We start from the raw sequence: 24,342 nt of genomic DNA, 5'->3' as shown, positions 1-24,342 counted from the left end.
CAACTCCCAATCAGCATTGTTCGTAGAGCGAAAGCAAGTGCGTTTGTGCTTGCTGGACAAATGGTTCAGGCGTAGCTTCCAGTAAAGCAAATAAAAGCGGACGTGATTTTACATAACGGAGTAGCGGACGAAAATCCATTGATCCAGTACCAACAGGAACAAAAGTGATTTTATTTTCTTTGACTTGATAGTCCTTCAAATGGATAGCTGCGATGTGTTCGTCTAAAGTCTCCAATGCTTCTTGGATCAAAACGGTATGCTGATCATGATTTTCCATATTTAGAAGATTTGCACAGTCGATGATTATTTTTAAATTAGGAGACTGGACTTCATCTACTAATCGTTTGGCAAGCTGATACGTATAGAGAGGGTGGTTCATTCCTGCTTCAATTGCTACAGCAGCACCGAATTTTTCCGCTTGCTGGACCATTTGGATGACAGAATCGCGGGCTGTTTGGTAGGCTTCTTCGGTAAAGTTTTTCGTGGTATAACCTTTTTCTACACTGCCTGTTTCAGTTGCTACCATTGAAGCTTGGTAGGTGGAGGCTAAGGAAAGCTGGTGGTTGAAATCAGCAAGTGCTTTTGCTCGGATGGAAGGGTCTTGACTAGAGATATTGACATAACAGCCTAAAATAGATAAATCCAATTCGTTTTTTTGAAACTGTTTATGAAAGTAAGACGCTGTCCCAAAAGAACTTTTTTGAATGGCAGGAACCAGTTTCGGAAATGATTTTTGAGGGGCAAACTGGATATGCGAAAGTCCATATTTATTGATTTTTTTAGTTAATTCCTCACAGGTATCGGCAGCAATGTCATGTGCTCGAATACCAAGATTAAAAGGGATCATTTATTTTCTCCTTTAAGATAACTAGTTAGTGGCAGGTTCGTTTTCTTTATCAAATCAGTGATCAAATGGGCGGTAAAATATGCGCCTTCAGGACTGAAATGAGTATTGTCGCACAGACCTTCAGGATAATTTTGCGACTCTCCGGGTGCCAGATGCAAATAGAGTTTCTTTGTTTCTTCTGGAGTTTGCAGTTGCAACATTTCTTGGGAACATTGAAAAACATCTAGTAAGGGAAACTGATTTTTTTCGGCAAACGTCCGCATTGCTTCTGGATAGTGACCGACAGCTTGCGGGTCTAGCTTACCATTTGGCAAATATTTCCTTCGAGTAACAGAAGTAAGGAAAACAGGGATTGCACCTGCTTTTTCAGCCGTTTGTGCAAAAACAGCTAAATTCTCCACATAATCAGTAAAAGGATCTGTTCCTCGTTCACTATCCTTTTTTTGATCGTTATGCCCAAACTGGATAAACAAATAATCGCCTTTGTTCAGTTCTTTGCTCAAAGCATCCAAGCGGCCCTCAGCTAAAAACGATTTGGTGCTTCGTCCGTTCATTGCATGATTGTTTATCCGAACATCTTCAGTGAAAAAAGCACCGATTTTTTCACCCCAGCCAGTTTCTGGCCGTTTATTTTCATTTTTTATAGAAGCTGTAGAATCACTAGCAATGTGTATCGTGAGGATAAGATCATCTCCTTTAAGAGGTTGTGAAAAAGCTGTTCAGTCTCAAGCATTAAAGAAGAGGCTAGCTTTCGAACACCATTTATTAAGAGGTTGTGGAAGAACCATTAGTTCCTCCGCAACCTCTATTGATTTTTAAATTTTAGAGGAAGCCAAAATAATTTTTTGCATTTGTATAGCTGATTGCTTTCACTAAATTGCCCAGTAATTCTTCGTCTTCAGGTGCTTCGCCGCGCATGACCATTTCGCCGATAAATTCGCAAAGGACACGACGGAAGTATTCATGACGAGTATAAGATAAGAAACTTCTGGAATCTGTCAGCATGCCGACAAAGTTTGCCAAAGCACTGCCATCAGCGAATTGTGTCAATTGTTCTCTCATACCTGCACGTGTGTCGTTATACCACCAGCCAGATCCTAATTGTAATTTTCCAGGTGCATCTTTTTGGAAACAGCCAAGTAATGCCATCATTGCCGGATAATCATTTGGATTCAATGAATAGAGGATCGTTTTCGGCAGCTGATTGGTTGCTTCTGCACGATTAAGTAATTTTTGCAGCGGGATCGTCACGGATAAATCATTGATACCATCATAACCAGTATCTGGTCCTAACTGATCAAACATTGCAGAATTACAGTTTCGATAAGCGTGGATATGCAGCTGCATCGTCCATTGGCGTTCATGGTACATTCGGATCAAACGTACCAATGTTTCTGTACGGTAGGCATCCACTTCTTTGTCCGTCAGAGGCTGTCCAGCGACTGCTTTTTGGAAAATTTCTTCTAACTGTGCTTCATCCGCTTCTTCATAGCGCAAAATATCCAGTGCATGGTCTGAAAGTCTGCCGCCTGTTTGATGGAAGAAAACGACTCTTTGTTCTAATGCAGAAATCAATTGTTCATAAGAAGAGACAGGTTGATTTGCTGCTTTTGATAATAGATCCAACCATTCTTTGAACCCTGCTTTATCGATGTTCAATGCTTTGTCGGGTCTAAAAGAAGGCAGTACTTTGAAATCAGGTTCTTCTTGCGCCAGTAATTGATGGTAAGAAAGATCATCTGCTGGATCATCCGTTGTACAAACCACTTTAACTTGCGAGTTCTTGATCAATTCGCGTTTCTTGAAAGGTTCTGTGGCAAGTTTGGCATTTGTTTTTTCCCAGATCTCCGGTGCATTTTCAGCATTTATCTGTAAATCGATGCCAAAGAAACGTTTTAGTTCAAGGTGAGACCAGGTATAAAGAGGATTGCCGATGATTTTTGGTACGGTTTCGCACCAAGCAAGAAATTTCTCATAGTCCGAAGCATTTCCGGTGATTTTTTCTTCAGGCACACCGCAAGCGCGCATCAAGCGCCATTTATAATGGTCGCCTCCAAGCCAAGCAGCTGTGATATTTTTGAATTGTTCATTTTCGTAGATTTCTTTTGGGTCCAAGTGGCAGTGGTAATCGATGATCGGCATTTTTTCTGCATAACCATGGTAAAGTTTTTTTGCCCATTCATCCTTTAATAGAAAATCGTCATTTAAAAACATTTTTTATCCTTCTTTCTTAGATATTGGACTATAAAGTCACACCGTTTTTGAAAATAGCAACTTCACGAACATCGTTTAGTTCATTTTTTGTTTCTTCACCGCTTGCTACAGAAAGGATCTTCGCGATAAATTCTTGCAAAATCTGATCCATCGGCTGTTCCAGCAAAGTACCGGCATTGAAATCCATCCAATGGCCTTTTCGTTCGAACAAAGTAGTATTCGTAGCCACTTTCACTGTCGGAACATAGGAGCCGAATGGCGTTCCGCGACCGGTGGTGAATAAAACCAAGTGACAGTCGGAAGAGGCAAGTGCAGAAGCCGCTACTAAATCATTTCCAGGTGCTTGGAGTAAACTAAGTCCAGCTTTGCGGATTTTTTCTCCATATTGTAAAACATCAACCACTGGGGAAGAGCCGGCTTTTTGGGTACAGCCTAAAGACTTATCTTCCAATGTAGTGATGCCGCCAGCTTTGTTTCCTGGAGAAGGGTTTTCATAGACCGGTTCGCCATAGGATAAAAAGTACTGCTTGAAATCATTGATCAAATGAACGATGTCTTCAAAAACTTCTTCATTTTCGGCACGAGCCATCAATACTTGTTCGGCACCAAACATCTCAGGTACCTCAGTCAAAATCGTGCTTCCGCCTTGGGAAATCAAATAATCTGAAAAGGCGCCTAAAAGCGGGTTGGCAGTGATTCCTGAAAGTCCGTCAGAACCGCCGCATTTCAAACCGACCTTTAATTCAGATAAAGGAATATCTACTCTTTCATCGTCTGCTGCAGCTTGAAGAAGTTCTTCCAGCAAAGCTGTTCCTTTTTCAATCTCATTAAGGACATCTTGAGCAACAAGGAACTTTACTCGTTCTTCGTCATGCTCGCCTAGATTTTTTTTGAATTCTGGTACAGTATTGTTTTCGCAGCCTAGACCAAATACTAAGACTCCGCCAGCGTTTGGATGATTGACTGCAGCACTTAGGATCTCACGCGTATTTTGGTGGTCTTTTCCAAGTTGGGAGCAGCCATAGGGGTGTTTTAAAATAGTCACGTGATCGAAAGGTCCTAAATCTGGGTGTTTCTGCTTGAATTCACGGACGATCAATTCGGCGATACCGTTGACACATCCTACAGTAGGAACGATAAACAAGTCATTGCGGATACCAACTTTTCCATTGGATCGGCGGTAGCCTTTAAAGGTCAAGTTTTCGACTGGATAGTGGACAGGGTGGACTTCTTTTTGATAACTGTAGGTCAATTCGCCAGAAAGATTCGTTTTTACATTATGCGTGTGCAGCCAGTCACCTGGTAAAACATCCGCAGTCACGTGACCGATCGGATAACCGTATTTGATGACATCATCGTCTTTTTTTAAAGGAACAAGAGCGATTTTATGCCCTTGCGGAATATTTTCTGTAACTTGTATTTCTTCAGATTCAAAGGAAAGTGTTTCTCCTTTAGCGATAGGAGCAAGCGCAACGACCACGCTGTCTCGCGGATTTAGTTTCATTACTTTTTGCTGTTCAAGTGTTTCAAGCATAGACCGTACTTCCTTTCAGTTGGCGGATCAATGTACGAGCCCCGTCCGTTTCCAATTGGGCAATCATTGCCGCAACCGTATTTTCAAGTTCAGGAAGAGTCGTCAAGTCGATTCCCCAAATATCTTGGTTTTTCAAAATTTCGTGGACTGCTGTCTCTGGTTTCTGCCAAGCAGTTTCGATCGCAGCAGAGATTTTCGGATCATCTTGCGGTTGGATCTTGTCTCCTCGGTACATTAAGATCAATGCAGAAAGAGAAGCAGTCATCAAAAGCGGCAGCTGGTTATTACGTTCAGTGTACTGCTGAAAAATAGGCAATAGTCTTGTTTGGAATTTCGAGATGCTGTTCAAAGAAATCGCTTTTAATTGATGGAAAGCATAAGGGTTCAAGAATCGTTCTTTGATTTGTTCTGCATATTCAGCTAATTCTTCTTTTGGTAAAGAAAGCATTGGGATCAATTCAGTTTGGAACAACTGATCAATATAGGCATAAAAATCTGGATCTTTCATCACGTCTTCAACAGTTTCTAAACCACCTAAAAGACCAAGCGGCACCATTGCAGTATGCGGCCCATTCAGTAAATGTACTTTTCGCTCGCGGTAAGGCGTCATATCATCTGTGATCACGACATTCAAACCCGCTTTTTGGAGTGGAAGTGTTTCTTTTAATGATTCAGGACCTTCGATGACCCAAAGCATGAATGGTTCTGTTTTGACCATCAATTTGTCGATATAGCCATGACGTTCGTTTAAGGCATTGGCTTCATCGCGTGGATAACCAGGAACGATGCGGTCAACTAAACTGCAGCAGAAAATATTTTCATTATTTAACCATTCAGTAAATGCTGGTTCAAGTGACCATTGTTCGGCAAATTTCTGGATGATCTCTTTTAAGCGTTCGCCATTTCGATCAATCAGTTCGCAAGGGATGATGGTCAATCCTGGTTTGCCAGCTTGGAATCTTTTGTATAAAAAAGCTGTCAATTTTCCGGGGAAACTTTGCTGAGGTGCATCAGTCAATTTATCTGATGGAAGATAACTGATGCCGGCTTCGGTAGTATTGGAAAAGATAAATGAAAGATCATCACTCTCAGCTAAATGCAAAAAGTCTTGCCAGTCAGAATAAGGATTGATTACTTGATCAACAACCGTGATGACTTCAGAATGATCGATTATCTCCCCGTTCATCAATCCTTGCAGAATCACTGTGTAAAGATTATCTTGGTCATTCAGCATTTTAGAAAGTCCGTTTTCCAGTGGTTGTACAACAGCAACATTTCCATGGAAATGTCCTTGTTTATTCAATTGCTGGATCTGCCAGTCGACAAATCCTCTCATAAAGTTTCCTTCACCAAACTGAAGTACTTTTACCGGGGCGTTATTTTTGGGGCGCAACTGCTTAGATAATTTTTCCATTTTTCCATCCTTTCCGTGTTTGCACACGTTAACAATTTTATATTAAAAGGGAAGGTCTATGTATGATGATTTCCCTGCATATCTGCTTTAGGTGTTGAAAAGGTGCGGTGATCAGCAAGAGCTGTCACTCACTTGCAAGCAAGTATCCAGCTCTTAACAGCAGTATCATGATCTTGAATTGGCTTCTTTCACTGATTGCCGAATATTCAATGTCGTCGTCAGCTGTACTTTCTTCTTAGAAGGGGGTGTTCCTTGAATCAAAGAAAGCAGCATTTTTGTTCCTTGCTCACTGATTTCCCGCAAAGGTTTATGAACGGTCGTCAGCGGTGGATTTAGATAGGAAACAACAGGTGAATCATCAAATCCGATCAAAGAAATATCTTGAGGGACAGAAAATCCTGCGAGGGTGATAGATCTTAAAGCTCCGATAGCCATGTCGTCATTTCCGCAAAATACTAAAGTAGGGAGTTCTGGTAGCGATAAAAGCTGGTTCATTTGTTCCAGCCCGCTTTGCAAGCTGTAATCACCAGTTAAAAAATAATCATTTTCTATTAAAAGTCCTGCTTTTCTCAAACTTTCAAGCACGCCTTTTTTTCGTTCATTCGTCGAACGAAAATTTTCTTTTCCGCCGATATAAGCAATTTTTTTATGTCCTAAGCGAATAGCATAATCGATTGCTTGTGTCACACCTTCTGCATCATTGGCAAAGACGTTATAAATGGACTTGTCAGGGATGCAGCGGTTGACCACGACAAATGGGATCGCTTGCTGTTTTAAATAATCGATGAATGGTTGGTCTTCGTCACTTTGGCTCATAACGATGACGCCATCGTATCGCTGTAATTTTGCATCTTTTTCTTGGTCAAGCGTATCGATACTTTCGACAGATAAACCATAATTTCCATCCAAAGCATTACGAATACCTGCAATCGTATCTGCCAAAAAACTTGAACTTGTTCCTTGATGGATACTGGAAAAGAATAGACCAATCAAATATTTTTTTTGATTCACTAATCCTTTAGCACTGAGATTGGGCACATAATCCAACTGTTCAGCGATTTCGCGTATCTTTTTCTTCGTTTCGTTTTTTATTAGCGGACTGTCATTTAATGCTCGTGAAACAGTGGTGTGGGAAACACCGGCAGACCGAGCAATATCTTTGATTGTGACCATAAAATTTCGTTTCCTTGCTATCTATCATTTTTGATAGTGTATTTTGTTAACGCCTTCATGATAATACGCTAGAGGAAAGAAGTCAATAGAGCGTTGATTTATCAATACTGCACACGTTAAAAATTAGTTTGTGTTTTTTGTTGCGAATATGCTATTCTAGTTTATGGAGATACTCATTAATTCAGAAAGTTATCAATTTTACATAAAATGAAAGCCTTTTAAATTTTTGAAGGAGAGAAGGAATGAAAAGAAATAGTTTATTTTATAAGATTTTTTTGCCAATGTTTCTCTTAGGAACAATATTGGTTGCCGGTTTCAGCATTTATATCTATACCAATACGTATGATTCGATCGAAAAGAATTATCTGTCAGACAAGATGAGTTTGCTTCGACAGACCAAGACCAATATCGAGTGGCGGATTCGAACGATCGAATACTCATTTTCTACGTATGGGACCACGAGCAACTTTACGGAAGTATTTACGCAGCCAATGACATATGAGGATTATTTGACGTATTCAGAGGTAAGGAAAGAACTAAATTTTATTGAAGCAATCGTAATGGACGATAACACATATAATTTGATCAGTCTGGCTGGCAAGTGGGGTGTGATCAATGGGACATTGAATCAACTGACAGACGAAGAAGTAAAAAAATTTCAAGAAGAGTACATACAAAGCAATAATAATTTATTCTGGAAAAAAACAGACGGCAGCATCGAGATGACGATTACGCTCCCGATGTTCGAGAAAGAAAAATATGCGTTAGGAATCGCAGAAATCAACAGAAATACGATTGATCAAATCATCGATAAACGCGGCAACGACGTTATCACGATTGAAAATCAGGAAGGAAAACTGTTTTCCAATGCACCTGATGCAGAAGATGTCGTTTTGTTTAACGCTAAAAAAGAAGATTTGGAATTCAACAAGCCGAAAATAGACAGACAAAACGGTCATACGTATATTCTGATGCGCTCAGACTATAATAATTGGATCTATAGTTTAAGAGTGGATCAACAGGCAATCAGCCGAACTGTACAAGGATTGCGGGCAGGACTAATGATCGTATCCTTGGCATTGATTACGCTGATCGGTATTTTATCGATGAAATTTTCGGATCGTTTTGCACGACCGATTTCTCAAATCCAAGAACACTTAAACGTAAAATCACATGGTTTCAAAGATCGTGAACTAGACCGTGTCGTTCAATCGATCAACCGCATCCTTGGTGAAAATCGACTGCTAAGCGCAAATCTTGTTTCACAAAAACCGCAATTAGAGACATTGTTCGTACTAAGCTTATTCAGAAATCGTGTCGGCAAAAGAGAGTTAAGTCAGCGTCTAGAGCAATTCGGCTATGGAAATCAGGAAGAAGATTATTACACAGCGCTTGTTCAAATCGACTTATTGGAAGAAAGTCATGGAGGAGAACGCGACCTGCTTTTGTTAGCAATCAATAACATCGTTACTGAACTGGTGCCGGAAGAAAATCGAATGATCCCTATCGTATTGAATGAAGAAATGCAGGCGACGATTTTTAGAGTAGATAAAAACGAAGCGGATGCAAGCAAGATCGTTATGGACTATTGTCAAAAAATCCAAGAAACGATCCAAGATTACTTGTCTCTTTCTGTCAGTATCGGGATCAGTAATCGATTCGAAAGCTTGAGTGAAAGCAAATTATCCGTAGACCGAGCAAAAGAAGCGTTATATTATCGCGTAAATACTGGTCCAAGTTCTATTATTTTCTACAAAGAAATCGCACCCGCAGAAAGTGAAAAAACGAGGATCAAATATCCAATCGAACAGCAAAACCGTTTGTTCGAAGCCATTCGTTCTGGCGACAAAGAATTAGCACCAATCGTCCATGAACTGATTGTAGAGATTTTTAGGAACAACAAAAATCCCTTAAGTGTAGAAGTTGTTTCGATGCGGCTGATCAATGAAATCGTTCAATTAGGCCAGCTTTTAGGCGTAGACACTATTATCTTCAAGGAAATCAAACAGATTTATTTTAAAGCGCTAAATAATTACGACCCGCAAGAATTAGAAGATATCATACTCAAACAGCTTGTCCTGCCTATCTCACAATCTTCGCAGGCTTTGACAGAGCAAGAATTCAAGTCGCTTTCTGAAGCAATGGTCCATATTGTTTATACCGAATATGATCAAGATCTTTCATTAGACTTAATTGCAGACCGGCTTCATTATAACCCCAATTATTTGAGCAGTGTGTTCAAAAAAGAAACGGGCGAGAACTTTGGTGACTTTGTCCAAAGTTACCGTTTGGAAGTAGCAAAAAAATGGTTGAAAGAAACTGACTTGTCCGTGAAAGAAATTGCAGAAAAACTGCGTTATCGAAACTCCCAGAACTTTATCCGTTTCTTCAAAAAGAAAGTTGAAAGCACCCCAGGAGAATACCGCAAAAAGAACAGATAAATAGAAGCAGCTGATCAGAACATGTATGTTTGATCCAGCTGCTTCTTAAAAAGAAAAAGAAACAGACAGTGGAAATTGTCTGTTTCTTTTGGGAGGGGTGATAGACAGTGTGACTTTTTCATTATAGCTGATGAGAAATCAGCCTTTTACAGAACCAACCAATGCACCTTTAACAAAGTATTTCTGAACAAAAGGATAAGCAATCAGCATTGGTACTGTTGCAATAACGATAACAGCCATCTTGATCGTTTGTGCAGGAGGGATGACATCAACAGAACTGCTGTCTGCTTGCATGCCGCTGGAAACGATAACGATTTGGCGAAGCAGGATTTGGATCGGCCACTTAGCTGAATCATTGATATAAAGGATTGCACTCATGTAAGTGTTCCAATAAGTTACTGCGTAAAAAAGTGAGATTGTTGCAATTGACGGCAAAGCGAGCGGTAACATGATTTTAAAGAAGACGCCGAAGTCTGTACAGCCGTCCATTTTTGCAGATTCTTCTAAACTGCTAGGCAGCGCTTGGAAGAAGTTTCGCATGATGATCATGTTCATCGCATTGACTGCTACTGGTAAAATCATCGCCCAATAAGAATTGATCAGTCCTAATGAACGAACGACCAAGAATGTTGGGATCATTCCGCCGCTGAAAAGCATAGAGAAAACAACCATAAAATTGATTGCGCCTCGTCCAAACAAATACTTTCGAGACAATCCGTAAGCCATCAATGAAGTAGCAAACATACTTACGGCTGTTCCGACAGCTGTAACGCCTACCGAGACCATCATCGCACGGAAAATCGTCGGTGTTGATAGAATGAAACGATAAGCATCTAATGAGAATGTCGTAGGAAATAAGAGGAACCTATTTGATACGACTTCCTGAGTAGAAGCAAAAGAAGTAGCGATGATATTGAAAAACGGAAGAATACATATCAATGCCAATAAAATCAAAAACGTACTATTAAGTATGGTAAAAACTCGTTCTCCTGCAGAAACTTTTTTCATTTTTGTTAACCTCCTGAAATCTCTAAATTAGTGTACAGAAAACTTATACACTCAATCTATCATGTGAAAAATATTACGTATATAATCATTTTTCTAGTTGCAGAAAAACTTGTGAACTGCTTTGTAAACGCATTAAAATCTATGGTTAAACAAATCTCATAGAAACCTAGGTTTTTGTAAGCGTTTTTAATGTGTTGTGGAAATGATTATATACGTAATTTGTGAAACTATTTATGATGAATACATAAGCGAATGTATTCACAAAAATTTAGAGGCGCAAGGAGGAGCTTATGGAAAGTGTAAAAAAGGAGCCTTTTCGATTTGAACTATCGAAAAAAGAGGAACGGCTCAAAAGAAGGAAAAAAACATTAGCAGGAATCAAAACAAACAAGTTCTTATATCTCATGATTTTGCCGGGAGTCCTGTATTTTGTTATTTTCAGATATCTTCCTATGGGAGGGTTAGTGATCGCTTTTCAAGATTACCAACCATTTTTAGGAATTATGGGCAGTCCTTGGGTAGGATTCAAACATTTTATCCGATTATTCACAGAACCAGCATTCTTTATGGTTTTGAGAAACACACTGGTCTTGTTCGGATTGAATATATTTGTTTTCTTCCCAATGCCGATCGTGTTATCTCTTCTATTAAATGAAGTAAAGAATAAGCATTTCAAAAACGGGATCCAAACAATCATGTATATCCCGCATTTCATGTCATGGGTAATCATCGTTTCTATCTCCTTCGTACTTTTAAGTGTGGATGGCGGGGTAGTCAACGAATTCTTGGCAACGATAGGCAGAGACAGAATCAGTTTCTTAACAGATCCGGCATGGACAAGAATCGTTTACATCGGACAAGTTATCTGGAAAGAATTGGGCTGGTCGACAATCATTTATCTAGCTGCGATCACAGCAGTAGATACTCAGTTATATGAAGCAGCAGAAATGGATGGAGCGGGACGTTTGAGAAAAATTTGGCACGTTACATTGCCGGCGATCCGTCCAGTAATCATTACATTGCTGATTTTGCGTATCGGACAAACACTGGATCTTGGTTTTGAACACATGTATCTTCTATTGAACTCATTGAACCGTAATGTAGCAGAGATTTTCGATACGTATATCTATACAGCTGGTCTGAAAAACGGACAATTGAGTTTTAGTACAGCAATGGGATTATTTAAAGGTGTCGTTGGTTTATTCATGGTTGTTCTAGCAAATAAACTAGCCAAAAAATTAGGCGAAGACGGCGTATATTAATAGAAAGGGGAAATCGTCATGTTGCAGTCAGTAGATAAATTGAATCGGGTGCTTAATCGTATGTTGCAGCTCGTGTATCTCAATTTTTTATGGGGAGGGCTTGTAATAGCAGGATTAGGGATCTTTACGATTGGACCAGCATCTTATGCAATGGTTGCAGTAATCAGACAATGGCTGCGTTCAGATGATATTTTCCCTTTAACGAAGACATACTTTTCTTACTTTAAATCTGGTTATAAAGAATCGTTATTGATGAGTTGGATCTACGGAATCGCAGGAATCATCTTGGTTGTTGATTTGCTGTATATCCAAAATTGGTATTTGAGAGCAGCCATGCTGCTGGCAGCGTTCTTCTATTTGCTTTCAGCAATCTACATCTTCCAAATCATGGCTCACTATGATTGGAAAGGCTATTTTTTCAAAATCAAAATGGCGTTCTTATTTGGTTTTTCACAACTGCATTATTCATTAGTACTGATGACGGTAGTTACCGGCGTCTACCTATTGCTTTTGCGGGTCACACCTGGGGTTTTAATTTTCATGGGCAGCAGCTTCTACTTTTATGCAACGACATGGGTCGCAGATCAAGTCTTTAGAAATCTAGAAGTGAAAAATGCCTATGAAGTAGAAAATAAACAGAAATCAATCATAAAAACAGTGAAGGAGAAATTACATGAAAAAAGCAACGCTCGTAAAGTTAGGTCTTAGTTTTGCTGGTTTATTTGCATTAGCCGCTTGCGGAAACAACAGCAACTCAGCTGGCGGTGTAACAGAAGACGGAAAAGCGCAAATCACTTGGATGAACATCCTGCACACACCTTCTCCGCCGACAGATACAATCGTCAGTCTGCTAGAAGAAAAAACGAACACAGAATTGACATTCAACTGGATTCCCGATGCTTCAAAAGAAGAACGTTTGACGACTGCATTAGCTTCTGATGAATTAGCTGACATCGTAACATTGCAGATGGCTATGCTGCAGAACTCATCTGTCCGCAGTGCATTGACTTCAGGGATGTTCTGGGATGTAAAAGATTATTTGGATGAATTTGATAATCTAAGTAAAATCTCAGAAGACCGAATCGAATCAGCAAGTATCAATGGTGCTTTATATGGCGTACCGATGCAAAGAGATTATGCACGAGGCGGTTTAGTCATTCGTAAAGACTGGTTAGACAACTTAGGCTTAGAAGTTCCTACAACAATGGATGAATTATATGAAGTAGCAAGACAATTTACAGAAAATGATCCTGACGGTAACGGCGTTGATGATACGACAGGTATCGTAGACCGCGCACCATCAGATATCCGCTTTACAAGTTTCAAACTATTTACTTCTTACTTTGGGGCACCAAATATTTGGGGGGTAGATGATGATGGCAACTTTACGCCGGAATTTGAAACAGAAGGCTACATGAAAGCATTGAATTTCTCTAGAGATCTTTTTGAAAACGGTTATTTAGCCCAAGATTTTGCTGTGACGCAAAAAACAGATCAGCAGCAGCAATTTGCTCAAGGAAGAGCTGGTATCTATACAGGAATGGTGGACATCAGAAACTTGCGCGTAATGGGTGAAGGTATCCAAGATGAGATGGAACTTGTTCCTGTAAACAAAATCTCTGATGGCGAAGGCGGCGACTATCACGTATGGTCAGAAGGAAACGGTATCGGCGGGTTATTGGCGATCCCTAAATCTGTAGTTAAAGACGAAGACCATTTGAGAAGAGTCTTGCAGTTCATCGACGATCTTTTAGATGAAGAAAGCTACAAATTGATGACTGGCGGTATTGAAGGAACGCATTATCAATTAACAGACGATGGTGCACTAGAATATATCGACATGGATCTTTGGCAGCAAGATGTACAGCCATTGTCTAGCTCACGTCCAAGCGAGATCTCATTCTCATTTAAAGATGCAGACGAAGATAAAGAATTGTCTAATCAATTGATCAAAGAAAATGAGGCGTTCGCTGTATTAAATCCAGCTGTTCCATTGGATTCAGCAACAAACAATGAAGTCGGATCAGAAATCGAGAAAATCATTGTCGATGCCACAGTTCAATATATCATGGGCCAAATCGATGAAGACGGATTCCAACAAGCTGTAGAAAACTGGCGTGCACAAGGCGGAGATCGGATCGTCGAAGAATATGAAGAAGCTTATAAGGCAGCAAAAGAATAAGAGAACAGAAGTTGGTTTACAGTTTTGATACAAATGTGATCTGCAGTTTGTTTTCTTCTTATTAAGCTGTATAAAAGCCGGGATATCCGAAATTTGTCGCTCAAATTTTTGTGATATTCCGGCTTATTTAAGAGAAAAAACTGCCGCATTTTTTGAGAAAAGATTTTAACAACAAAGGAGAAAATCACGTGAAAAATTGGTCGGAACAATTAGCAAAATCGATTATGGAAAGAACCCCGAGATTATACGAAGAAAAATGGTACAACGGCAAATGGTCGTATGATTACGGTGTAGTTCTGAAAGGCTTCCAGCTGCTTTGGGAAAAAACAAAAAATCAGCAGTACTTTGATTTTATCAAACAAAATTTGGATTATTTTGTTCAAGAAGATGGAACGATCCGCGGATATAGTGTAGAAGAATTTAACATTGATCATGTAAACACTGGGAAATTATTCTTTTTACTATATAAAGAAACAAAAGAAGAAAAATACAAAAAAGCGGCGTATCTGCTGCGCCAACAACTAGAAAACCATCCAAGAACTTCAGAAGGTGCTTTCTGGCATAAAGAAATCTATCCCTATCAGATTTGGCTAGATGGTTTATATATGGGAACACCTTTCTACACTGAATTTATCCGCGAATTTGATGAAAACAAAGATTACACAGATCCAATGCGTCAATTCGAAATCAGCTACAGACATTTGTTCGATTCGAAAACGAACCTTCTGATCCATGCGTGGGACGAAAAGAAAGTCCAACCTTGGGCAGACCCAGAAACAGGATTATCTCATCATTTTTGGAGTCGTTCGATTGGCTGGTATCTAATGGCTGCAGTGGATACGTATGAACTTTTAGAAGGCACAGACACAAATCGTGAATTGTTGGAAGAAATCGTTACGACGACATTGACTGCTTTGATGCCGTATCAAGAAAAAGAAAGCGGTACGTGGTATCAAGTAACGACAGAGACAGAGAGAAAAGGCAATTACTTAGAAGCTTCTGGGAGCAGCATGTTCGTGTATGCAATGGCAAAAGCGGTTCGTTTAGGGATTTTAGATGATTCTTGGCTAGAGCAAATCAAAAAATCGCATCAAGGACTTTTGGACGAATTTGTTCTTATCACGAAAGAAAATTGGATCAATCTGAACAAAAACTGCCAAGTAGCCGGACTTGGGGGAGCAGAGCAACGAGATGGTTCTTATGCATACTACATCAGCGAACCAATCATCTGTAATGATCAAAAAGGAGTCGGAGCCTTCCTGCAAGCGCTGGTCGAAGTGGAGGGATTATAGAAATGTACAACATTTTAGACTTTGGCGCAGAAACAGATAAATTGAACACTCAAGCGATCCAAGCGGCAATCGACGCTGCCCATCAAAATGGCGGCGGCCAGGTTTGGGTCCCTAGCGGCGAATTTTTGACAGGTGCTCTTTTTTTGAAAAGCAATGTTGAACTTCATTTGTCACCAGGCAGCATTTTGAAGTTTTCAGATGACCAGAAAGATTATCCTGTTGTTTCTTCACGTTGGGAAGGGGTGCACAGAAAAGTCTATGCTTCTTGCCTCTATGCGCAAGATGCAGAAAATATTTCTGTAACAGGAAGCGGAACATTAGATGGAAACGGCCGGAAATGGTGGAAGATTTTCAGAGAACAGCGAGAAAAACTTGATTACCCGCGTCCAAAGTTAGTTAGTTTCCACAAATGTGAGCGAATCACGATCCAAGGAATCAAAATGATCGATTCGCCAAGCTGGACAGTTAACCCGATTTTATGCGAAAACATGACTGTTGATAACGTAACGATCCTTAATCCAGCTGATTCGCCAAATACAGATGGTATTGATCCAGAATCATGTAAAAACGTCCGCATCAGCAACTGTCATATCGATGTTGGCGATGACTGTATTGCAATCAAAGCTGGAACAGAAGATACAGTGGAGCGTATCCCATGTGAAAATATCACGATCACAAATTGTACGATGGTCCATGGACATGGCGGCGTAGTACTTGGCAGCGAGATGAGCGGCGGTATCCGAAATGTTACGATCTCAAACTGTATCTTCCAAGATACGGATCGTGGGATTCGCTTGAAATCTAGACGCGGCCGCGGAGGAATCGTGGAAGATATCCGTGTCGATAACATCATTATGGATAATGTCATGTGTCCGTTTATCATCAATTTATATTATTTCTGCGGGCCAAGAGGAAAAGAAGCATATGTTTGGGAAAAGAAAGCTTATCCAATCGATGAACGAACGCCTGCTTTCAGAAGAATCCATTTTACAAATATCACTGCGCGGAATGTTCATGCGTCGGCTGGTTTTATCTATGGCTTAGCAGAACAATATGCTTCAGAGATTACCTTCAACAATGTCGATATTTCTATGGCAAAAGAAGCGATACCAGGAAAACCAGCAATGATGACTGGAATCGAAGATATGAAAAATCAAGGATTCTATATTGGTTTTGCAAAAGACATCATTTTCAACCAATTGTCGATCGAAAATCATGAAGGCACTGCTTTCTTATTGGAAAACACCGAAGATATCACAATCACGAATCTTCGATCAACTGAAACAAAAGAATGGGATGAACTTGTCCATGAAAAAGCCAATGTCGTTGTTTGATCTGCTCGGTGATTCTGCTCCGGCGGAAAAAGTAACAGGAAAACATCTGCGGAGCGAAAAGAGAGAGGGGTACATTCTAGAGCATCATCAACTTGTTTTGAATGGTTTGGAAACTGTACCCGCATTATATGCGCATCCCGCAGGCGAAGGACCGTTTCCAACGGTCCTCTTTTTCCATTCTCACGGCGGTGATTTTTCAACAGGGAAAAGCGAATTGATCCAAGGTGCCAACTATCTTTGTACCCCCTCTTTTGCCGAAACGATCACAGGGATGGGTTTCGCTGTCTGGGCAATTGATGCTTGGGGATTTGAAGAGCGAAGCGGGATTTCCGAAAGTGAATTGTTCAAGGGATTTCTTTTAACAGGCAAAACACTTTGGGGGATGCGTCTGTTTGATGGTCTGCGCTTGATTGATTATTTAGAGACAAGAAAAGATATCAATTGTCAACGTTTAGCAGTTATTGGTATGTCGATGGGTGGGATGATGAGCTGGTGGCTTAGTGCATTGGACCCTCGGATTCGCGTGTGCATCGATATTGCTGCGCAAGTCGATATCGAAACATTGCTGGAACATCGAAGGCTGGATCATCACGGCTATTACTATTATATCCCGAAGCTTCTGAACTATTATTCAACAGCAGATATCCAGGCGCAAATCGCACCGCGACCTCGATTAAGTTTGGTCGGGAAAAACGATACGATGTGTTTAGACAAAGGGGTACAGAAGCTAGCGAAAAAACTCCATTCCATTTACGAAAAGCAGGATGCTTCACAGTATTTTCGTTCCGAATCCTTGACAGGCGGACACATGGAAACGCAAGAGATGCGAGAAAAATGGCAAAGCTTTTTAAAGGAGCATCTATAAAATGAAAACAGAAATCTGGATAGGAAAAGAAGAAACCTGTGATTTTTCTTCTATTCAAAAGGGCATCGACTATTTATCGCAATTTCCTGAACATATCCCTAAAAAAATGATGATTGCGGAAGGTGTTTACGAAGAATATATCGAAAGCCGGTTATCTAATTTTACAATGGTCGGTCTTGGAAATGCAGAAATTACTGGTATGCGATATGCTCGGCAAGAAATGGAAACTGGCGAACAAAGAGGCACGTTTCGCACAGCAACTGTTTTCTTGGAAGGAACAGATATCTCCATCGAAAATGTCAGGATAACAAATCGTTCAGGACCTGGCGAAAAAGTCGGACAGGCTGTCGCACTATTCAATATGGGGCATCGAACGACCTTGAAAAACTGCAAGCTGAGTGCCTATCAAGATACGTTATGTACAGGTCCGCTTCCGGCACTGCAAAAGGATGGAACGCCTTTTGTGACACCAGCAAAAACAACACCGAATTATTGTCAGCAATTCTACTGTCAATGTTTGATTGAAGGAACAATCGATTTTATTTTTGGCGGTGCAGATGCGCGATTTGAAGAGTGTGAACTGCGGAGCCGGAAAAAAGATGGGCCTGGATTTATCACAGCAGCTTCTACACCCGAAAATCAGCCGGGTTATTCTTTCAATAACTGCTTGGTTTCTTCAGAAGCAGGAACAACCGATGTTTACTTAGGACGTCCCTGGCGTTCCTATGCAAAAATAGTGTTTAAAAATTGCCGAATCGGCGCACATATCCATATTCATGGATGGGACAACTGGGGAAATCCAAAAAATGAGCAAACAGTTTTATTTCAAGAAATAGAGAACTATACCAAAAAAGAACAGCGGCCAGATTGGGTGAAGGTCAAAAGGAGAGAGTGACATGAAACGAAAATGGGAAGTATTTACAGGCGGCACAGGCGGATTATTATCTATGCTGTTCATTGGCGGTCTATCCGTCACATTGAACAATATGTCTTTGCAGGAGTTTTCGCAAAGTTACCAAAGATTAGGCATCGAAAACACTTCTTCTATAGAAAGTGTATTTGAAAGTTTGAAAGATGTGACGGGATTATTTACGGTCAGTTTATTTGTCTCATTGATTTTTCTTCTCGTAGCCGTCTTTTTATCACTGAAAGAAAAATATTTGCTTGCTGCTGCGATCCTCTATTTTATAGCGGGTGCGGTATTGCTTCTTGGTACGCAATTCATTGCTTTTCCTTTTGCCTTTTTCTATTTTGCAGCAGGTGTTTTAAGCATTTATCGAAAGAGAAGGGACAAAGAATATGCACTTAACTAAAGTCAAAAATCCAATTTTGAGAGGATTCAACCCAGATCCAAACATCGTCAAAGCAGAAGATACTTATTACATCGTGGTTTCATCTTTTGAATGGCTTCCTGGTGTCAGAGTATACGAATCAAAAGATTTAGTAAATTGGAGGTATAAAACAGATATTTTGACAGATCAGGTTTCTTTACAAGGGAATCCTGCGAATGGCAGCATTTGGGCACCGCAAATCAGCTATGCAGATGGGTTGTTCTATTTGATTTACACAGATGTCAAAAGTGTCGACCGCCCGTTCAAAGATGCGCATAATTATATGATTACTGCTGAAACTATCGATGGACCTTGGTCAGAACCGATTTATCTGAATAGCAGCGGCTTTGATCCATCATTGTTCCATGATCCAAATGGGAAAAAATGGTTTCTGAATGAAATCTGGGATTACCGAAAAGAAACGCCAAATAAATCTGCTGGGATCGTGATGCAGGAATTTGATCCAGAAAAAAATGAACTTGTAGGATCTATCCACAAGATTTTTGACGGTACTTCTTTAGCTAAAACTGAAGCACCTCACATTTACTATCATGGCGGTTATTACTACTTGATCACAGCGGAAGGCGGTACAGGAAGCGGGCATTCTGTTACTGTTTGCCGATCGAAAGAAGTAACTGGCCCTTATGAGGTGGACCCAGAGTATCCAATGTTGACAGCCAGTGATAAACCAGATTCGCCTTTGCAATGTTCAGGGCATGGAAGTATTGTCCAATCGCCATCAGGACAGTGGTATATGGTCTACTTGTGTACGAGACCATTAAATGGTGCAGCGATTCTTGGACGAGAAACAGCAATCCAAGAAGTCTATTGGTCAGAAGATAGCTGGTTAAGGTTAAAAGATGGAGGAAACGGACCTTCCCAATACGTAGAGATTTCTGTGTCAAAAGAAGTGAAACAAGAAAGCAACTCTGACTTCTATGAAGATTTCAATGGAGAATTGTGTGCTGGGTGGAATGCACGAAGAATCATGCCAAGTAGTTCATGGTGTGATCTTTCCAGCCGACCAGGATACTTAAGGTTGATCTCAGGAGAATCGATCCAGTCGGTCTTTGATCATCACATGCTAGCTGTTCGTCAAACAGATTTTCATTTTGAAGCACAAACGGCTTTAGAATATGAACCAGAAAATTACAATCAAATGGCCGGGTTAGTGTTATATCTCAATGAAAAAAATTATATTTATTGTTATGTGACTTATGAAGAAGAAACTGGAAAATGTCTGCGCATGCTGAAAGCAGAGGATGGAACAGTTACCCTAGAGAAAGAGATTCTTCCGTTGAAAGAAGCGAAAACGTATCTAAAAATAGAAGCAGACGGACCTACAGGGAAATTCTTTGTTAGAGAAGATGAACGCCATCCTTGGCAGCAAGTAGGAGATCCACAAAGTCTTCTTGGGCTTTCTGGCGGATTTACAGGGAATTTCATAGGTATCGCTGTGCATGATTTGATGAAAAAAGGCGGTTCTTATGCAGATTTCGACTTTTTCCTTTATCATGGACAAGATCGTTAAAAAACAAAAAGTTCAAATGTAATAAGAAAGTTGGGACAGATCATCTGTCTCAGCTTTTTTTATTTAAAGCAGGATAAGATAGAAGGTAGTTATCAAGTGTTATGTTTAAGAACCAAGATAGTGTAATTATCTGTCAATATTGTGAATACAAAAACAAATAAAAAGGAGTTATAATTTTGAAAACGTTAACAATATTGATGAGGAGTGATTTAGATGCTTTCACAAAATGTACTTACGGAAAATATAAAACCAAAAACGAAGTCATTTGGCCTGTCTGATAAGATTGGTTATATGTTCGGAGATTTAGGGAACTGTTTTATTCTAGGATTAGTCAATAGTTTCTTGATGATCTACTACACGAATGTCTTAGGTGTTTCTGGTGCAATTGTCGGGATTCTTTTTTTAGTTTCAAGGATTTTGGATGCGTTTGCAGATGTATTAGTTGGCCGTTTATGTGATGTTTCAAAATTGACTGATGTTGGGCGCTTTAGTCCATGGATCCAAAAAATGAAGTATCCGTTTTGTTTGATTACAGTAATTATTTTTCTTCCATTTGTACAGCATCTGCCAATGACAGCAAAAATCATTTATATCTTTGTTTCTTATATTGTCTACGGTATTTTTCTTTCAACAATCAATATTCCTTATGGGGCGATGGCTGCAGCAATCAGTTCTAACCCTGATGATCGTGCGTCATTATCTACGTTCCGCAGTATCGGTTCAGCAATCGGCGGATCTACAACAGGTTTCTTTATTCCTATCCTTATGTATACAACGGCTAAAGATGGACGCCAAGTCGTTTCAGGAGAACATTTCTTTTGGATTGCGATTGCTTGCGCTGCGATTGCATTTGCTGCATATATCCTGACATGCCGTTTAACCACAGAAAGAGTACGGGTCGATAAAACAGAAAAAGTACCTGCAGCTCAATTGATGAAAGGGTTGATTTCTAACCAAGCATTGATCATTTTAGTTGTAGTAGATATTTTTATTGTAATCAACCAGATTTTAGCAGGAACAAATATGACTTATTTATTCAATGATTATTTCCATAATAAAGAAGCAATGTCTATCGCACTTCTTTTTACTTACGGTACAGTAGTTGTCTTAGCACCTTTTGCGACATCTCTAACAAAATGGTTTGGTAAAAAAGAAGCAAGTGTCTGGGCACTGTTGATTTCTTCAGCAATGTATCTTTTGATGTACTTCATGCATTTGACAAATGCGTGGGTCTACTTGATTTTCTTGTTTATCGCAACATTAGGCGCTGGCTTATTCAACTTGATGATTTGGGCATTTATCACAGATGTTATTGATTTTCACCAATATACGACAGGATTACGGGAAGATGGGACAGTCTATGGTGTGAATTCTTTTGCACGAAAATTAGGGCAAGCTTGTGCAGGAGCAATCGGCGGCTTCATGCTGGCGCTTATCGGCTATCAATCTTCTTCAACCGGAGGAGTCGTACAAACACTACTTGTCCAAAACCGAATCTATGCTTTAGCAAATCTATTGCCAGCATTCTGTTTATTCGTTTCAGCAATGATCTTGCTTTTCGGTTATCCGCTAAATAAAGAAAAAACAAAAGCGATGGGAGAAGAATTGCGGAAAATAAATGCACAATAATAGATACGCAAAAATTTTCATTTATCTTAGATAATCAGACGGACGGAATGGGAAAATTCCGTCCGTTTTCCTATTTAGAAACTGAAAAAGGTGGATGTAAGCGAAATGAAAAAGCTTTCTTCGGTTTTTTTTGACAATTTTAAACAAATACACCTAAAATCCTTGACGGTGCGCGATATACATGATAAAGTAACAAACGTTGTCGCAAGAGAAATTTAAATGAAAATTTTCTTGAAATATGTGTTGACGAGTAGTTAACAACATGTTATGATAACTAAGTCGTTTAAATGAGAAGTTGGTTTTTCCTTGATACATCAATAAAAAACTTGAAAAAACTTCTTGACAAATAACAACTGATAAGTTATTATAAATGAGTTGCTAAAAGCACTTCGCGAAACAAGCGAAAAAAACTTTTTAAAAAAAGTGTTGACATCGAAGTTGATGTTTGCTAAGATATAAAAGTTGCTACGGCAATTCAAGTAGACCTTTGAAAACTGAACAAAGTAAGACGAACCAAATGTGTAGGGCGTTCTTGATTCGATCAAGAACAACAAACATTTTTAAAAGCAAGCAATATGCTAGCAAACAATTTTTGAGCTTAACAATCGCAAGATTGTTTCGAACTTTTTATGAGAGTTTGATCCTGGCTCAGGACGAACGCTGGCGGCGTGCCTAATACATGCAAGTCGTACGCTTTTTCTTTCACCGAAGCTTGCTTCACCGAAAGAAAAAGAGTGGCGAACGGGTGAGTAACACGTGGGTAACCTGCCCATCAGAAGGGGATAACACTTGGAAACAGGTGCTAATACCGTATAACAATCAGAAACGCATGTTTCCGATTTGAAAGGCGCTTTCGGGTGTCGCTGATGGATGGACCCGCGGTGCATTAGCTAGTTGGTGAGGTAACGGCTCACCAAGGCAACGATGCATAGCCGACCTGAGAGGGTGATCGGCCACACTGGGACTGAGACACGGCCCAGACTCCTACGGGAGGCAGCAGTAGGGAATCTTCGGCAATGGACGAAAGTCTGACCGAGCAACGCCGCGTGAGTGAAGAAGGTTTTCGGATCGTAAAACTCTGTTGTTAGAGAAGAACAAGGATGAGAGTAACTGTTCATCCCTTGACGGTATCTAACCAGAAAGCCACGGCTAACTACGTGCCAGCAGCCGCGGTAATACGTAGGTGGCAAGCGTTGTCCGGATTTATTGGGCGTAAAGCGAGCGCAGGCGGTTTCTTAAGTCTGATGTGAAAGCCCCCGGCTCAACCGGGGAGGGTCATTGGAAACTGGGAGACTTGAGTGCAGAAGAGGAGAGTGGAATTCCATGTGTAGCGGTGAAATGCGTAGATATATGGAGGAACACCAGTGGCGAAGGCGGCTCTCTGGTCTGTAACTGACGCTGAGGCTCGAAAGCGTGGGGAGCAAACAGGATTAGATACCCTGGTAGTCCACGCCGTAAACGATGAGTGCTAAGTGTTGGAGGGTTTCCGCCCTTCAGTGCTGCAGCTAACGCATTAAGCACTCCGCCTGGGGAGTACGACCGCAAGGTTGAAACTCAAAGGAATTGACGGGGGCCCGCACAAGCGGTGGAGCATGTGGTTTAATTCGAAGCAACGCGAAGAACCTTACCAGGTCTTGACATCCTTTGACCACTCTAGAGATAGAGCTTCCCCTTCGGGGGCAAAGTGACAGGTGGTGCATGGTTGTCGTCAGCTCGTGTCGTGAGATGTTGGGTTAAGTCCCGCAACGAGCGCAACCCTTATTGTTAGTTGCCATCATTTAGTTGGGCACTCTAGCAAGACTGCCGGTGACAAACCGGAGGAAGGTGGGGATGACGTCAAATCATCATGCCCCTTATGACCTGGGCTACACACGTGCTACAATGGGAAGTACAACGAGTTGCGAAGTCGCAAGGCTAAGCGAATCTCTTAAAGCTTCTCTCAGTTCGGATTGTAGGCTGCAACTCGCCTACATGAAGCCGGAATCGCTAGTAATCGCGGATCAGCACGCCGCGGTGAATACGTTCCCGGGCCTTGTACACACCGCCCGTCACACCACGAGAGTTTGTAACACCCGAAGTCGGTGAGGTAACCTTTTGGAGCCAGCCGCCTAAGGTGGGATAGATGATTGGGGTGAAGTCGTAACAAGGTAGCCGTATCGGAAGGTGCGGCTGGATCACCTCCTTTCTAAGGAATATTACGGAGACTACACATTCGTCGATACTTTGTTCAGTTTTGAGAGGTTTACTCTCAAATGTTTGCTCATTGAAAACTGGATATTGAAGTA

18 protein-coding genes and 1 rRNA gene are annotated in these 24,342 nt (G+C 40.6%); 12 read left to right on the top strand and 7 right to left on the bottom strand.

Going from position 1 to position 24,342, the window contains the following annotated elements:
* Positions 1–10: 10 nt before the first annotated feature.
* The 6 genes from IGI64_RS11075 to IGI64_RS11050 all read right to left on the bottom strand — a co-directional run bounded on the left by IGI64_RS11075 (position 11) and on the right by IGI64_RS11050 (position 7,182).
* Positions 11–847 carry a sugar phosphate isomerase/epimerase family protein gene (locus IGI64_RS11075; RefSeq protein ID WP_429940575.1) on the bottom strand — a complete coding sequence of 279 codons (837 nt, stop codon included), beginning with the start codon at positions 845–847 and terminating at the stop codon, positions 11–13.
* On the bottom strand, positions 844–1,530 hold the full coding sequence (locus IGI64_RS11070; protein WP_429940781.1) for a rhamnogalacturonan acetylesterase: 687 nt from the start codon (positions 1,528–1,530) through the stop codon (positions 844–846). The genes IGI64_RS11075 and IGI64_RS11070 overlap by 4 nt, the downstream gene beginning before the upstream one ends.
* Positions 1,531–1,669: 139 nt before the next feature.
* Positions 1,670–3,061, bottom strand: a complete 1,392-nt coding sequence (gene uxaC / locus IGI64_RS11065; RefSeq protein ID WP_429940574.1) for a glucuronate isomerase — start codon at positions 3,059–3,061, stop codon at positions 1,670–1,672.
* Between the two features lie 28 nt (positions 3,062–3,089).
* The gene (locus IGI64_RS11060) at positions 3,090–4,595 is read right to left on the bottom strand and encodes a UxaA family hydrolase (RefSeq protein WP_429940573.1); all 1,506 of its coding nucleotides are present in this window, start codon (positions 4,593–4,595) and stop codon (positions 3,090–3,092) included.
* On the bottom strand, positions 4,588–6,009 hold the full coding sequence (locus tag IGI64_RS11055) for a tagaturonate reductase (RefSeq protein WP_429940572.1): 1,422 nt from the start codon (positions 6,007–6,009) through the stop codon (positions 4,588–4,590). The genes IGI64_RS11060 and IGI64_RS11055 overlap by 8 nt, the downstream gene beginning before the upstream one ends.
* Positions 6,010–6,174: 165 nt before the next feature.
* The gene (locus IGI64_RS11050; RefSeq protein ID WP_429940571.1) at positions 6,175–7,182 is read right to left on the bottom strand and encodes a LacI family DNA-binding transcriptional regulator; all 1,008 of its coding nucleotides are present in this window, start codon (positions 7,180–7,182) and stop codon (positions 6,175–6,177) included.
* A 242-nt stretch (positions 7,183–7,424) separates the two neighbouring features.
* On the opposite strand from IGI64_RS11050, the gene IGI64_RS11045 reads away from it, so the two are divergent.
* Positions 7,425–9,623, top strand: a complete 2,199-nt coding sequence (locus tag IGI64_RS11045) for a helix-turn-helix domain-containing protein (RefSeq protein ID WP_430596460.1) — start codon at positions 7,425–7,427, stop codon at positions 9,621–9,623.
* A gap of 138 nt (positions 9,624–9,761) precedes the next feature.
* Here the strand turns inward: IGI64_RS11045 and IGI64_RS11040 are convergent, their stop codons facing one another.
* A complete protein-coding gene (locus tag IGI64_RS11040; protein ID WP_429940569.1) occupies positions 9,762–10,631 on the bottom strand; it encodes a carbohydrate ABC transporter permease in 870 nt (289 codons plus the stop codon).
* Between the two features lie 290 nt (positions 10,632–10,921).
* On the opposite strand from IGI64_RS11040, the gene IGI64_RS11035 reads away from it, so the two are divergent.
* The 11 genes from IGI64_RS11035 (at position 10,922) to IGI64_RS10985 (ending at position 24,242) form a co-directional block, all read left to right on the top strand.
* Positions 10,922–11,893, top strand: a complete 972-nt coding sequence (locus tag IGI64_RS11035) for an ABC transporter permease (RefSeq protein ID WP_016624945.1) — start codon at positions 10,922–10,924, stop codon at positions 11,891–11,893.
* An 18-nt stretch (positions 11,894–11,911) separates the two neighbouring features.
* A complete protein-coding gene (locus IGI64_RS11030) occupies positions 11,912–12,601 on the top strand; it encodes a YesL family protein (RefSeq protein ID WP_429940568.1) in 690 nt (229 codons plus the stop codon).
* Positions 12,567–14,075: an extracellular solute-binding protein gene (locus IGI64_RS11025; protein ID WP_429940567.1), complete on the top strand. Its 1,509-nt coding sequence runs from the start codon at positions 12,567–12,569 to the stop codon at positions 14,073–14,075. Before IGI64_RS11030 ends, IGI64_RS11025 begins: the two co-directional genes overlap by 35 nt.
* 188 nt (positions 14,076–14,263) lie before the next feature.
* The gene (locus tag IGI64_RS11020) at positions 14,264–15,367 is read left to right on the top strand and encodes a glycoside hydrolase family 88/105 protein (RefSeq protein ID WP_429940566.1); all 1,104 of its coding nucleotides are present in this window, start codon (positions 14,264–14,266) and stop codon (positions 15,365–15,367) included.
* A gap of 2 nt (positions 15,368–15,369) precedes the next feature.
* Positions 15,370–16,701 (top strand): glycoside hydrolase family 28 protein, encoded by a 1,332-nt coding sequence (locus IGI64_RS11015; protein WP_429940565.1) that lies wholly within the window; start codon positions 15,370–15,372, stop codon positions 16,699–16,701.
* The gene (locus IGI64_RS11010) at positions 16,688–17,566 is read left to right on the top strand and encodes a dienelactone hydrolase family protein (protein ID WP_429940780.1); all 879 of its coding nucleotides are present in this window, start codon (positions 16,688–16,690) and stop codon (positions 17,564–17,566) included. Before IGI64_RS11015 ends, IGI64_RS11010 begins: the two co-directional genes overlap by 14 nt.
* Before the next feature lies 1 nt (position 17,567).
* Positions 17,568–18,461: a pectinesterase family protein gene (locus IGI64_RS11005; protein ID WP_429940564.1), complete on the top strand. Its 894-nt coding sequence runs from the start codon at positions 17,568–17,570 to the stop codon at positions 18,459–18,461.
* Position 18,462: 1 nt separating this feature from the next.
* Positions 18,463–18,879, top strand: a complete 417-nt coding sequence (locus IGI64_RS11000; protein WP_429940563.1) for a DUF4064 domain-containing protein — start codon at positions 18,463–18,465, stop codon at positions 18,877–18,879.
* Positions 18,866–20,428 (top strand): glycoside hydrolase family 43 protein, encoded by a 1,563-nt coding sequence (locus IGI64_RS10995; RefSeq protein ID WP_429940562.1) that lies wholly within the window; start codon positions 18,866–18,868, stop codon positions 20,426–20,428. The genes IGI64_RS11000 and IGI64_RS10995 overlap by 14 nt, the downstream gene beginning before the upstream one ends.
* Positions 20,429–20,641: 213 nt before the next feature.
* Positions 20,642–22,057 (top strand): MFS transporter, encoded by a 1,416-nt coding sequence (locus IGI64_RS10990; protein ID WP_429940561.1) that lies wholly within the window; start codon positions 20,642–20,644, stop codon positions 22,055–22,057.
* A 625-nt stretch (positions 22,058–22,682) separates the two neighbouring features.
* Positions 22,683–24,242: ribosomal RNA gene (locus tag IGI64_RS10985) — 16S ribosomal RNA — on the top strand.
* Positions 24,243–24,342 lie beyond the last annotated feature (100 nt).

The organism is Enterococcus sp. DIV0210g (assembly GCF_050559705.1).
Lineage (GTDB): Bacteria > Bacillota > Bacilli > Lactobacillales > Enterococcaceae > Enterococcus_B > Enterococcus_B faecalis_A.
Note: the sequence above shows the minus strand (reverse complement) of the source record. Positions and strands in the feature narration are given on the sequence as shown.